Origin of the sequence: Vibrio bivalvicida (assembly GCF_001399455.2) — a bacterium.
GTDB lineage: Bacteria > Pseudomonadota > Gammaproteobacteria > Enterobacterales > Vibrionaceae > Vibrio > Vibrio bivalvicida.
Genome location: NZ_LLEI02000016.1, coordinates 12,374 through 25,457 on the forward strand (window position 1 = coordinate 12,374; position 13,084 = coordinate 25,457).

Below are 13,084 nucleotides of genomic sequence, written 5' to 3' on the forward strand. Positions count from 1 at the left end.
GCCATTAAGTTTTTTGGTTGCTGGGTGGTTACTGTGACGACTTCTTGCAATCACATAATAAAGAAACTATGAAAAAACTAATTTTAGCAACAATGATCTTCTCTTCTTTCGCTTCTGCTCAGGATTTTGGTGGGTTTTATATAGGGGCGGGTGTTGGTTCTACAAACTTTGAAGATGATGGCTATACATCAGATATGCAAAAAGTCGTGTCAGAGCTTTACAATGACTCTTCCATTACCGCCAGCAACAATATTGATGGCCAAACATACAAGCTGATCGCAGGGTATATGTTTAACCGAGTTGTAGGTATAGAGGCGCAGTATACCAAGTATGCCCCAATTAAAATAACAGACTCGAAGTCTTTGTTTAATCATGAACAACGTTATTCTTCATATACCTTTTCGGCGAATGTTGGTTATACATTTGACAATGGTCTAAGACCATTTGGTACTGCTGGTTTAGGTAGCATTGATCTCGATGAGTCTGGATCTGAAGCCGGTGGAGCAATTAGACTCGGTGTTGGGCTAGAATACTATATTCCACAGGTAGAAGGGCTTTCATTTCGAGCTGCGTATGAGGTTGATAGTTTTGTTTTGGACTTCAATGGTAAGGAATATAATCAATCTATAGGAAGCTTCTACGCGTCGGCAAGTTACAAATTCTAAGCGTATTGTAAATAAAAATCCGACGCATCCTTGCGTCGGCTTTTCGTTTCGGCGGCCAAGCCGAACTAGGTTTAGAGCCGGGATATTGGTCAGTTATCGTCGATAGTAAAAGGTAATTATTACAATCCGTATTTAATTTTCGATTTTCTAGACAAAAACTGCTGGTGCGGAAGTTTTTGAGCAGGAGTTAGGAGAGCATACGGCAGATTTTCAGCAAAGAGCTGTGGAGCGAAAAGCGTGACACACACAGGTAAATAGCCTTTCGGGCATTGGTATCCCAAAGAGATGGCCAAAATGCAGGTTCTGAGCATCGTAAACTTTATTTACGGCCAAGATAAGCGATGTCAACCTATAAAACAGTTAAATATCAATCTCACTTAGTTTGTGGAGGGATTTAGTTCCTTAGATGATGCCAAGACTTGGGACTGCACGGTTAAAAGAATACAAGGCTGTATCAAGAATGTGAAACATCACCAAAGTATAACAGTGAGCCCAGCTCAATGTGGGGCAAGTTTATCTCCAAGAGCAGCCAATTAATCCTGAGGGCTAGAGTCGACAAATGCGGCACTGGAGCTTGTTCTTAAAGCCGAAAAACCAATTTTGTCAACACAGTGTAACATTTACGACCGCTTTATTGAAAAGCAGTTGTTGGGTGATTAGAGTGACGACTTCTTGCAAACACATAATAAAGAAACTATGAAAAAACTAATTTTAGCAACAATGATCTTCTCTTCTTTCGCTTCTGCTCAGGATTTTGGTGGGTTTTATATAGGGGCGGGTGTTGGTTCTACAAACTTTGAAGATGATGGCTATACATCAGATATGCAAAAAGTCGTGTCAGAGCTTTACAATGACTCTTCCATTACCGCCAGCAACAATATTGATGGCCAAACATACAAGCTGATCGCAGGGTATATGTTTAACCGAGTTGTAGGTATAGAGGCGCAGTATACCAAGTATGCCCCAATTAAAATAACAGACTCGAAGTCTTTGTTTAATCATGAACAACGTTATTCTTCATATACCTTTTCGGCGAATGTTGGTTATACATTTGACAATGGTCTAAGACCATTTGGTACTGCTGGTTTAGGTAGCATTGATCTCGATGAGTCTGGATCTGAAGCCGGTGGAGCAATTAGACTCGGTGTTGGGCTAGAATACTATATTCCACAGGTAGAAGGGCTTTCATTTCGAGCTGCGTATGAGGTTGATAGTTTTGTTTTGGACTTCAATGGTAAGGAATATAATCAATCTATAGGAAGCTTCTACGCGTCGGCAAGTTACAAATTCTAAGCGTATTGCAAATAAAAAGCCGACGCATCCTTGCGTCGGCTTTTTGTTTCGGCGGCCAAACCGAACTAATGAAAGCTTAGGCTGCTTCGGTTGATTCTTCCAAATCAAATGATGCAGCGATAAGTTTTTTGGTGTAATCACTTTGAGGATTATGGAATATTTCGTCTGCTGTACCTTGTTCCATTACTTCCCCTTTTTGCATCACAAGTACACGATCTGATAGTGCTTTTACGACACTTAAGTCATGACTTATGAACAAGAAACCGATGTTGTGCTTGTTTTGAAGATCTTTAAGAAGATCGATAACTGTTAGCTGCACTGACCGGTCTAACGCTGATGTTGGCTCATCAAGCAAAATGAATGAAGGCTCAAGAATCAATGCTCGCGCGATAGCAATTCGTTGGCGCTGACCACCAGAAAACTCATGTGGGTAGCGGTTGATTGAGTGTGGATCTAAGCGCACTTCATCTAGTGCTTTTCGTGCTCTAGCCATACGCTCTGAACGTGTCAACTGTGGTTGGTGAACGGTCAGTGCTTCGGTAATGATGTCTCCAACTGTCATACGTGGCGACAGAGAACCATACGGATCTTGGAATACCATTTGGATGTCTTTTTTCAACTCGAAACGTTGTTTTTCTGACAGTTGACTAACATCTTGTTGTTTAAACTCGATATGACCTGTTGAAGGGAGCAAGCCAATCAAGGCGCGACCTAGAGTAGATTTGCCTGAACCAGATTCGCCTACAATACCTAGTGTTTCCCCTTGTTTCAGTTCTAGCGAGATGCCTTTCACCGCTTCAAAATACTCATTACGGTGCGGCAGAAAATGAGATTTAGTCAGGAACTTAACCCGTATATCGTTGGCTTTAAGTAGCTGCGGTGCCATCTCTTCTATTGGATCTTTGCTACCTTTGGGAATTGAGTTAATCAGCATCTGAGTATATTCATGCTTCGGTTCGGCGAATAGCTCGTCACATTGGCCTTGCTCTACCACGTCCCCTTTACACATAACGATCACGCGATCTGCGAGGTGTTTAACGACACCGAGATCGTGTGTAATGAAGAGTATAGACATGCCCATCTTCGCTTGAATCTCTTTAATGAGATTGAGAACTTCAGCCTGAACTGTCACATCAAGTGCAGTGGTGGGCTCATCTGCAATCAAGATATCTGGTTCATTGATCAGCGCCATTGCTATCATAATGCGTTGCAACTGACCACCAGAGAACTCATGCGGATATTTGGTATAGGCTTGCTTAGGGTTTGGTAGATGGACTAAGTCAAAAAGATCAAGAACTCGCTGTTTTGCCTGAGATCGAGTCACACTACGATGGCACATGATTGCCTCTGCAACTTGAATTCCAACACGCATAAATGGATTGAGCGAGGTCATAGGCTCTTGAAAAATCATACCAATTCGATCACCGCGAATACGTTGCATCTCTTTCTCTGATTTATCTAACAACTCGTCATTTTCAAACTCAATACTAGATCGCGAATCAACAATGGCATTGTTTGGCAAAAGCTGCATTAGTGCATTGGTGGACACCGACTTGCCGCTACCCGACTCGCCAACTATTGCAAGGGTTTCACCTTGTAGCAGGTCGAAGCTTACATTTTTTACCGCGTCTACAATTCCATCGTTGGTGGTAAAACTTACGCAGAGGTTTTTAACCTTAAGAATAGGCATCTGTGACATCGTACATCCTTATTAATTTATAGTGTGTGAGCTTTCCATAGCGGAGTTATATTGCTTGAGCGTCGAAAAATAATGGTGAGCTTTTTGTACATGTTCGAATTCCAGCATCCATTGAGCGCTGCGTTGAGCACTACAAAAAGCCCCCATATGACGCAATAAATCGTCACACTGATTTTGTATAATATGTTGGGTGGCATGAACCAAATCGAATGATTCAATTGAAACAAATTGAAGCTGAGCATAGGTCTGGTTTAGCAGGTTGAACGCTTGCCGATGTTGCCCCATCTTATTGAGAATTTCAGACTGAGAAACCGCTGCGTCACGCAAGCCCGTGACTAGACAGCTAAACTGACAAGGTTTGGTCTGATTATCTATCAGCGCAACTTGCAAGTGAGAAGGTAGGTGACTTAGCACGAGTTCGTATAGGTAATGTGCTTCTGGCCAGTGACCTTGTTCTAGCAATTGCTCTGCTTTTAGATAATGTGTCCAGCATTGCTGCAAATCCATGTCCAAATACTCCGCTGTTTAATACTCGCCCTATTTAAATGCAATTTATTATCCAATGCAAATGGTTATCATTTAAATGCTGGCTATTTAGATGTAAATGATTAAAAAGTGAGCGGTTGAACGTGATTTGGCTGTAAGTCACTAAAACTTAAACAAATGTAGCCTAAACTAGCTTTAAGAAAACAATAACTACAAGGATAGAGTGATGACCATTCAAAGACTTGAAGCGAATCAGCTATATCTATCAGCTGAGCTAGAAAAACTACAAAGCAAGTCGACAAAAGAGTTGGCGCCTATCGATGAGATTGTCGGGCAAGAGCGAGCACAAAAGGCAGTTGAGTTTGCTATGTCGATCAAAGAAAAGGGATATAACATCTATGCGATAGGCCAAAATGGCTTAGGTAAGCGAACCATGATTTTGCGTTATCTCAATCGCCACCAACACGATGAAGCAGCACTATTCGATTGGTGCTATGTCGCCAATTTCGAAGATATTCGGACGCCGAAAGTTCTCAAACTTCCTTGTGGAATCGGCAATCAATTCAAGCAAGATATTGAGAAACTTATGTCTAAGCTTGTGAATGCAATGCCGCTTGCGTTTGACAACGAACTATACTACAGCCGAGCTGACAAACTAAAAAACCAACTTGCGACCAAGCAAGAAGCTGAACTCGCTGTCATCACAAAGGAGGCGAAGTCAAAAGGCATTAGCTTGACCATTACTTCACAAGGTGATTACCAGTTTGTCGCAATGAATGGTGAAGATCTGCATACTGAAGAGACTTTTGAGGAGCTTAGTAAGAGAGAGCAAGAGTACTTTGGCGATACCATTGACGAGCTCGAAGTTGAGCTAAGAAATATGGTGCGCCAACTTACCGAATGGGAAGAGACTTACACAGAGAAGATTAAAAAGCTCAATGATGAAGTCACTTTAGATGTGATTACTCATTTTATTAAGCAACTGAAAAAGGACTACTCAGGCTATCCCGTAATCAAATCTTACTTAACGGAGCTACAGCAAGATATTGTTGATAATGCCGATATCTTCCTCGAACAAAGTGCTGAGCAAGGTGAGGTCGCCACTGCCTCTCTGGATAAAAAATTACCACGCCGTTATAAAGTTAATGTTCTCGTAAGCCGTAAGGGAGACGAGTTCCCAATTGTGGTTGAAGAAAACCCAAACTATCACACTTTGTTCGGTTATATTGAAACGGCGACTTTTAAAGGCACCGTATTTACTGATTTCTCTTTGATTCGTCCCGGTAGCTTGCATAAGGCCAATGGGGGGGTATTGTTGATGGATGCGCAGAAGGTATTAGAGCAGCCTTACGTTTGGGATGGTCTAAAACGAGCTTTGCGTGCTCGCCAATTAAGTTTTACTTCTCTAGAGAAAGAAGTCACGCTCACCGGTACTGTGTCTCTTGATCCAGAAGCGATTCCTCTGGATGTGAAAATTATCTTGTTTGGTGACTACCGCACCTACCAGTTGCTTCAGCACTACGATCCAGAGTTTAGCGAACTATTCCGTGTCACTGCTGATTTTGAAGACGAAATGAAACGTGATAGTGACTCTGAATTACAGTACGCGCGGTTTATTTCAAGCGTCGTAAACGACAATAATATGCTTCACTGCGACCGTAAAGCGATCGCAAGAATCATTGAACACAGTTCGCGATTGGTGGGAGATCAGAACAAGATATCACTTCATTCAGCGAATATCGCCAATTTGCTGCGAGAGTCCAACTATGTTGCGAGACAAGCTAACTCAAACATGATTCGTTCCAGCCATGTGGAAGAGGCGTTGTCTAACCAAGAGCTGCGTGTTAGTCGTTTGAAAGACAGTGTTATGGAAAGCTTTATTAATGGTACAACGTTAATTCATACTCACGGTGAGGCAGTCGGACAAGTTAATGCATTGTCAGTGCTCAGCACCAGTGAATACATGTTTGGCGCACCTAACCGTATAACCGCGACTACTTGCTATGGCGAAGGCGAAGTCATTGATATTGAACGAAGTGTTGATCTTGGTGGTAGTATTCACTCGAAGGGTGTGATGATCTTAACGGCCTACCTGTCCTCAGTGTTTGGTAAGACAGCGAAAGTGCCACTGAATACAACCATTACCTTTGAACAGTCGTACGGTGGTGTTGATGGTGACAGTGCGAGTATGGCTGAGTTCTGCGCCGTTGTTTCAGCTTTTGCCAAGCAACCTAATCGTCAGGATATCGCGATAACGGGGTCGATGAACCAGTTTGGTGAGTCTCAGCCTATAGGTGGTGTCAACGAGAAGATTGAAGGTTTCTTTGACGTATGTGAAATCAAAGGGCGTACTAATGAGCAAGGTGTGATTATCCCGCGTTCGAATATGCATAACTTGATGCTAAGGCCAGATATTGTCAAGGCGGTAGAGAAAGGTGAATTCCATATCTGGGCAATTGATCATGTTACCGAGGCGATTGAACTCTTCACAGGAAAAGCCGCCGGAACACCAAGTGATGAGGGAAGCTATCCGATTGATACCGTGTTCGGGATCGCTCAAGCCAAACTTAATGCATTAAGAAAATAAAACTGACAGAGCCCCGACGAAGGGGCTCTTTCTTATCTATTCGAAACCACGTTCTAACAGAGAATTAAAGCTCCAACACTTCGTTTCCGGAGGCGATACCTCTAGCGAAGGCATCTACATTCTCAAGGGTTGTCTCGGCAATATTTCCTAGTGCTTCATTGGTTAAGAAAGCCTGGTGACCTGTGAACAAAACGTTGTGACAAGCTGAAAGCCTGCGAAATACATCGTCGACGATGACGTCGTTAGATTTATCTTGGAAAAACAGCTCTTTTTCATGCTCATAAACATCAAGACCTAACGCTCCAATTCGACCTCGCTTGAGGGCTTCCACGGCTGCTGCTGAATCTAGTAAGCCTCCACGGCTTGTGTTGATGATCATGACACCATCTTTCATTTGCTCGAAAGCTGCTTCATCTAATAAATGGTAATTTTCGTCAGACATCGGGCAATGTAATGTGATGATATCGCTTTGTTCATATAGCGCTTGTTTAGAAACGTATTTCGCATCCAAGTCAATAGCGAGCTGATTCTCATATGGGTCATGACACAAGATCGTCATACCCAAGCCTTTCAGGATACGCATAGTTGCGATACCAATTTTTCCTGTGCCGATTACGCCTACCGTTTTGCCGTAGAAATTAAAGCCCACAAGACCCTCTAAATTGAAGTTCGCATCTCGGGTTCGTTGATAAGCTTTGTGAAAACGGCGATTTAGGCTCATCATGAGACCGACGGTGTGTTCGGCGACAGACTCGGGGGAGTATGCTGGAACTCGAACAATTTGAATACCTAGTCGTTTTGCGGCTTCGAGATCGACACGATCAAATCCGGCACAACGCATTGCCACCATCTTAACGCCTTGCTGATATAAAGCGTCGAGTACTTTCTCTGAAAGATCGTCATTAACAAAAGCGCAGATAACTTGACAGCCTTGGGCCATTTTTGCGGTTTTAGTCGTTAATTGAAACTCGTGGAAATGGAGATTGAAACCATATTGCTGGTTTACTTTAGAGAAAGAGTCTTCATCGTAAGATTTGGAACTAAATACAGCGACATCTATCATAAAAAACTCTCAAAGGTAAAAGGAGATTAACGGCGCCTATTGAATACCTTATTAGAAAGAAAATAAACCATAAATTTACTAAGGCTATATGCCTATTGCACCGATAGATAAAACATTGATATATATTGTGTTTAAAAGTAAGGGAAGTATGAGAAAATCAATGATTACATTAACCCCAATGACACCAGCTTATCTTGAGCAGGTTATGACATTAAGTATCGCCGAAGATCAGCTCCCTTACGTTGGAACAATAGAAGAAGTTTTGCTCAACGCTGACGATAAAGTTCATCCTCATTTGGTGTTGGCCGATGATAACGTAGTTGGTATTTTTCTTATCGATACGATGTACAGTGGTGGGTACGACTTCGCACCCCGCAGAGCTCTGGGGTTTAGAGCATTCTTAGTCGACATTACGTGCCAAGGAAAGGGGTATGGAAGTGCTACAACGGCTGAGTTGGGTTCTTACCTCGCTCAGCAGTACCCGAACTTTAACACTGTTTACCTGACCGTTAACTGTAAAAATCCAGTCGCATATCGGTGTTATTTAAACAATGGATTTTCAGACAGCGGTGAGCTTTATTTGGGAGGTGCTGCCGGACCACAGCATATTATGTTGATGGAATTGTAATTGATGAGAGATATTCAGAGACTTAAATTAACACTATTATCACTACCCCTTAAGTATTACTAAATTTATATAATGGTCACACAAACTATTCATTTTACTGCTACCGTTATACTTGATAATAAAAATCCGACCAGTATATAACCATCTCTTATTTATGGTTTTTGCTGAAAGGAATCATTATTTCGACGTTTGGTTAGGGTGATATGGATATGTTATTTCAAAAACTCAAAGATGTCTCAATTGCCGTGAGAGCATGGTCAATACTTGGCCTATTCGCAATCGGTTTGTTCGCCAATACTTTGTTGAATATTGATCAATCTCGCCAGCACATGCGTGAAAACTATGAGCGAGGGGTTGAAACTTTGGTTCAAAGCTCGGTGAGCGTTATCGACTACTATCACAAGCAAAGTGAAACGGGCGCATTAACCAAGGAAGTGGCGCAAGCTCGCGCATTAGAGACAATCTCAGCAATGCGATTTGATGGTGACAACTACATCTTCATTGGTGATCGTGACGGTTACCAGCTTGCAAGTGGTGTCCTATCTTTACTTGGTAAGAACATCATGAGCCTGCAAGACAGTAATGGCCTGTATTTCGTGAAGGATCTCTATCAAACCGCAAAAAGTGGCGGTGGTTTCGTCAACTACCACTGGAAGAACCCAGACAAAGAGACTCTCGACCCTAAGACGAGTTATGCGATAATGTTTGAGCCCTGGGGATGGATGGTCGGCTCGGGAATGAATATGGTGGCATTGGAAGCGGTAACCTACCGATCCGAAGTGACTTCCTTGAGTTATGCGGTTGGCATTTTAGTTGTGCTATCGCTGGTGGTTGGCTACTTTATTAAAACCATTACTTCTCCGTTAAAACGTACCCTCAAAGCAATGAATACACTAGCGCAAGGAGAGGGGGACTTAACTCAACGTTTGCCAGAAGAAGGTAGTAAGGAACTGATTCACTTGGCGCGTTATTTCAATCAGTTTGTTGCATCTATTCAATCTATAATGCTCAATATCAGTGATGCAGGTACTCAAGTTTCAGCTTCCGCTACTCAGTTGTCTAATTCTGTACACCACATTGATGATAGCTTGAATCAACAGCAAAACGACGTGGATATGCTGGCTACTGCTATGACTGAAATGCTTGCTACGGTAGAAGAAGTTGCAGGTAGAACCACTGAAGCCAATGACGCAAGTCGACTCGCTGCGAAAGAGACCCAGAATAGCCACACAATCATTCAGAAAAATGTAACCGAAGCCAATGAACTGGCTAAGCAGATTAATTCAGCAGGTCAGGTGGTTCAGAAACTCGCAACCGATGCAAGAAATGTTGACACTGTTCTAGAAGTGATTCGCGGCGTAGCTGAACAAACCAATCTACTGGCACTTAATGCAGCAATTGAAGCTGCACGCGCGGGCGAGCAAGGTCGAGGCTTTGCAGTGGTTGCAGACGAGGTTAGAACGCTATCTCAGCGAACTCAGGAATCAACACTTGAGATTCAGAATATCGTAGAAAAACTACAAACAGGCGCTGAAAATGTAGTCGTGGTAATGAACCAAGGAGCAGATAAGGCTAACCAAGCCTCTGCACTCTCTTCTGAGGCTGGTCAGACGCTTGACAAGATCAATCGAGAAGTTCATACCATTGAAGAAATGGCACAACATATCGCGACTGCTGCTGAAGAGCAAACGGTGACGGTCAACGATATAAATCGCAATGTCGTGAGCCTTAGTGATATGGCAAGCTCTGTATCAAGTGAATCAGCGCAAATGGCGAGTTCTGGTAAAGAGCTAAGACATGTTTCCGAAGATCTTATGAGCATGATAAACCGCTTTAAGCTTGCTTAGCATTTAGGGGAACTCAGTTCACGTAAACCTATTGGAATATCAGGTGCCGCTAGTGTTAGAATCGCAGCAAAATTTCTAGCACTAGCGTATCTATGAGACACCTAAAAACCACTGTCCATCCTGATTTGGAACATTTAGACGACAAACTTATCTTTAAGCGCAATGCGGCGCGCGCCATCGTCGTTGATGGTGAAGATATCCTGCTTCTATATACAGAACGTTACCATGATTACACCATACCAGGGGGTGGTCTTGATGAGGGTGAAGACATCATTGCGGGAATGGTTCGTGAGCTAGAAGAAGAGACGGGCGCTAACAACATTCATGGAATCAAGCCTTTTGGGATCTATGAAGAGTTTCGACCGTGGCACAAAGATAACGCCGATGCCGTACATATGATTTCTTACTGCTATACGTGTAAAGTTAACCGAGAACTCGGTGAGACCAACTACGAAGACTATGAAATTAAGAACGGTATGAAAGCCGTGTGGATGAATATTCACGATGCCATTGCGCATAATGAAAAGACCATCGCCGAAAGCCCGAAAAAGGGGATGAGTATCGAACGTGAAACATTTTTGCTTCACCTTGTTGCGAAAGAAATGCTTTGAATACAGCGCATTTTGAAACTCTATCGAACAAACGCCTGAGGTGAAACAGTGTTAGCATATAGCTGGAAGCTGTAACTTTCTAATCTCCGTTTCGGTACCTGAGATTCAATAAAAAATGCCCCGCTCAATGAGCGGGGCATTTTAGTTTCGAGATGCAGAGATTAAGCTAGAAGCTCTTTCGCTGTGTTTACTACGTTTTCAGTAGTGAAACCGAACATCTTGAATAGTTCACCTGCAGGTGCAGATTCACCAAATGTTGTCATACCGATGATCTTGCCACCGAAGCCAACGTACTTGTACCAGAAGTCAGCAATGCCAGCTTCTACGGCGATACGAACTGTTACGTCAGATGGAAGTACAGATTCACGGTAGTCAGCGTCTTGCTTGTCGAACGCGTCAGTAGCAGGCATAGATACTACGCGTACTTTCTTACCTTCAGCCGTTAGCTCAGCAGCAGCGTTGACCGCTAGCTCAACTTCAGAACCTGTTGCGATAAGGATAAGCTCAGGTTTGCCTGCACAATCTTTCAGGATGTAACCACCCTTAGCGATGTTAGCTACTTGTGCAACGTCACGATCTTGTTGTGCAAGGTTTTGGCGAGAGAAGATTAGCGATGTAGGCCCATCTTTACGCTCGATTGCTAGTTTCCAAGCTACTGCAGACTCAACTTGGTCACATGGACGCCATGTGCTCATGTTTGGAGTTAGACGTAGAGAAGCGATCTGCTCAACAGGTTGGTGAGTCGGACCATCTTCGCCTAGGCCGATAGAGTCGTGCGTGTAAACTTGGATGTTCTGAACTTTCATCAGAGCCGCCATACGCATTGCGTTACGAGCGTATTCCATGAACATTAGGAACGTAGCGCCGTAAGGAACAAAACCGCCGTGTAGCGCGATACCGTTCATGATCGCTGTCATACCGAATTCACGTACACCGTAGTGGATGTAGTTACCCGCTGGATCTTCAGCAGATACTGACTTAGAGCCAGACCACATAGTTAGGTTAGAAGGCGCAAGGTCAGCCGAGCCACCTAGGAATTCAGGTAGCATAGCACCGAACGCTTCTAGTGCGTTTTGAGATGCTTTACGTGATGCAATGTTTGCTGGGTTAGCTTGAAGATCAGCAATGATTGCGTTTGCTTTCTCTTCCCACTGCGCTGGTAGTTCACCGTTTACGCGGCGTTTGAATTCTGCTGCAAGCTCTGGATACGCTGCTTCATAAGCTGCAAGTTTCTCGTTCCACGCTGCTTCCTTAGCTGCGCCTGCTTCTTTCGCATCCCACTGCGCGTAGACATCTTGCGGAATTTCAAACGGACCGTGCTCCCAACCTAGTTCTTTACGTGTAGCTGCAATTTCTTCAGCGCCTAAAGGTGCACCGTGACAGTCGTGAGAGCCAGACTTGTTAGGTGAACCAAAACCGATGATAGTCTTAGTACAGATTAGAGTAGGGCGTGGATCTGCTTTCGCTGCAACGATAGCGGCGTTGATTGCTTCAGCATCGTGGCCATCAACTGCTGGGATTACGTGCCAGCCGTACGCTTCAAAACGCTTAGGCGTATCGTCAGAGAACCAACCTTCAACGTGACCATCGATAGAGATGCCGTTGTCATCCCAGAACGCGATAAGTTTACCAAGACCTAGCGTACCTGCTAGAGAGCATGCTTCGTGAGAGATACCTTCCATCAGACAGCCATCACCCATGAATGCATAAGTGAAGTGGTCTACTATGTCGTGGCCTTCTTTGTTGAATTGTGCTGCTAGAGTCTTCTCAGCTAGCGCCATGCCTACAGCGTTAGTGATACCTTGACCTAGAGGACCAGTTGTTGTTTCGATACCTGGTGCGTAACCGTACTCAGGGTGACCTGGAGTCTTAGAGTGCAGTTGACGGAAGTTCTTGAGATCTTCAATTGAAAGCTCGTAACCTGCTAGGTGCAGTAGAGAGTAAATCAGCATAGAGCCGTGGCCGTTTGAAAGAACGAAACGGTCGCGGTCAGCCCACTCTGGGTTTGAAGGGTTGTGGTTTAGGTGAGAGCGCCAAAGAACTTCAGCGATGTCAGCCATACCCATAGGTGCGCCTGGGTGACCAGAGTTTGCTTGTTGTACACCATCCATGCTTAGAGCGCGGATTGCGTTTGCTAGATTTTTACGATCCATAATAAATACCGATAAATAGATTGTTTCTTAGAAAGGATGTTAAGAGGGGAAC

Annotated in this window: 10 protein-coding genes; 6 read left to right on the forward strand and 4 right to left on the reverse strand. The window is 43.7% G+C overall.

Annotated features, from left to right (window positions below; genetic code table 11):
• The first annotated feature begins 68 nt into the window (after window positions 1-68).
• A complete protein-coding gene (locus tag APB76_RS02960) occupies window positions 69-665 on the forward strand; it encodes a porin family protein (protein ID WP_049846093.1) in 597 nt (198 codons plus the stop codon).
• A gap of 696 nt (window positions 666-1,361) precedes the next feature.
• Window positions 1,362-1,958, forward strand: coding sequence for a porin family protein (locus tag APB76_RS02965; RefSeq protein WP_049846093.1), 597 nt, complete (start codon window positions 1,362-1,364; stop codon window positions 1,956-1,958).
• A 76-nt stretch (window positions 1,959-2,034) separates the two neighbouring features.
• Here APB76_RS02965 and APB76_RS02970 read toward each other — a convergent pair whose 3' ends face one another.
• Together APB76_RS02970 and APB76_RS02975 are read right to left on the reverse strand one after the other, a co-directional pair.
• Window positions 2,035-3,657 (reverse strand): ABC transporter ATP-binding protein, encoded by a 1,623-nt coding sequence (locus APB76_RS02970; protein WP_049846094.1) that lies wholly within the window; start codon window positions 3,655-3,657, stop codon window positions 2,035-2,037.
• Window positions 3,658-3,669: 12 nt separating this feature from the next.
• Window positions 3,670-4,164 (reverse strand): hypothetical protein, encoded by a 495-nt coding sequence (locus APB76_RS02975; RefSeq protein ID WP_049846095.1) that lies wholly within the window; start codon window positions 4,162-4,164, stop codon window positions 3,670-3,672.
• 205 nt (window positions 4,165-4,369) lie between these two features.
• On the opposite strand from APB76_RS02975, the gene APB76_RS02980 reads away from it, so the two are divergent.
• Window positions 4,370-6,730 (forward strand): Lon protease family protein, encoded by a 2,361-nt coding sequence (locus tag APB76_RS02980; RefSeq protein WP_049846096.1) that lies wholly within the window; start codon window positions 4,370-4,372, stop codon window positions 6,728-6,730.
• Between the two features lie 64 nt (window positions 6,731-6,794).
• Here the strand turns inward: APB76_RS02980 and APB76_RS02985 are convergent, their stop codons facing one another.
• Window positions 6,795-7,793, reverse strand: coding sequence for a 2-hydroxyacid dehydrogenase (locus APB76_RS02985; protein ID WP_054962989.1), 999 nt, complete (start codon window positions 7,791-7,793; stop codon window positions 6,795-6,797).
• A gap of 160 nt (window positions 7,794-7,953) precedes the next feature.
• Between APB76_RS02985 and APB76_RS02990 the strand changes: the two genes are divergently transcribed.
• From APB76_RS02990 to APB76_RS03000, 3 genes are all read left to right on the forward strand, one after another.
• Window positions 7,954-8,421, forward strand: coding sequence for a GNAT family N-acetyltransferase (locus APB76_RS02990; protein WP_054963001.1), 468 nt, complete (start codon window positions 7,954-7,956; stop codon window positions 8,419-8,421).
• A gap of 209 nt (window positions 8,422-8,630) precedes the next feature.
• A complete protein-coding gene (locus tag APB76_RS02995; protein WP_054963000.1) occupies window positions 8,631-10,268 on the forward strand; it encodes a methyl-accepting chemotaxis protein in 1,638 nt (545 codons plus the stop codon).
• A 92-nt stretch (window positions 10,269-10,360) separates the two neighbouring features.
• Complete coding sequence (locus tag APB76_RS03000; RefSeq protein ID WP_054962988.1) at window positions 10,361-10,879, forward strand: NUDIX hydrolase; 519 nt, start codon at window positions 10,361-10,363, stop codon at window positions 10,877-10,879.
• Between the two features lie 161 nt (window positions 10,880-11,040).
• Here APB76_RS03000 and tkt read toward each other — a convergent pair whose 3' ends face one another.
• The gene (tkt, locus tag APB76_RS03005; protein WP_054962987.1) at window positions 11,041-13,032 is read right to left on the reverse strand and encodes a transketolase; all 1,992 of its coding nucleotides are present in this window, start codon (window positions 13,030-13,032) and stop codon (window positions 11,041-11,043) included.
• Window positions 13,033-13,084: the final 52 nt, after the last annotated feature.

Coding starts and splice junctions, on each gene's coding strand:
- APB76_RS02960 (WP_049846093.1), top strand. CDS start 69: ATGAAAAAACTAATTTTAGCAACAATGATCTTCTCTTCTTTCGCTTCT.
- APB76_RS02965 (WP_049846093.1), top strand. CDS start 1,362: ATGAAAAAACTAATTTTAGCAACAATGATCTTCTCTTCTTTCGCTTCT.
- APB76_RS02970 (WP_049846094.1), bottom strand. CDS start 3,657: ATGTCACAGATGCCTATTCTTAAGGTTAAAAACCTCTGCGTAAGTTTT.
- APB76_RS02975 (WP_049846095.1), bottom strand. CDS start 4,164: ATGGATTTGCAGCAATGCTGGACACATTATCTAAAAGCAGAGCAATTG.
- APB76_RS02980 (WP_049846096.1), top strand. CDS start 4,370: ATGACCATTCAAAGACTTGAAGCGAATCAGCTATATCTATCAGCTGAG.
- APB76_RS02985 (WP_054962989.1), bottom strand. CDS start 7,793: ATGATAGATGTCGCTGTATTTAGTTCCAAATCTTACGATGAAGACTCT.
- APB76_RS02990 (WP_054963001.1), top strand. CDS start 7,954: ATGATTACATTAACCCCAATGACACCAGCTTATCTTGAGCAGGTTATG.
- APB76_RS02995 (WP_054963000.1), top strand. CDS start 8,631: ATGTTATTTCAAAAACTCAAAGATGTCTCAATTGCCGTGAGAGCATGG.
- APB76_RS03000 (WP_054962988.1), top strand. CDS start 10,361: ATGAGACACCTAAAAACCACTGTCCATCCTGATTTGGAACATTTAGAC.
- tkt (WP_054962987.1), bottom strand. CDS start 13,032: ATGGATCGTAAAAATCTAGCAAACGCAATCCGCGCTCTAAGCATGGAT.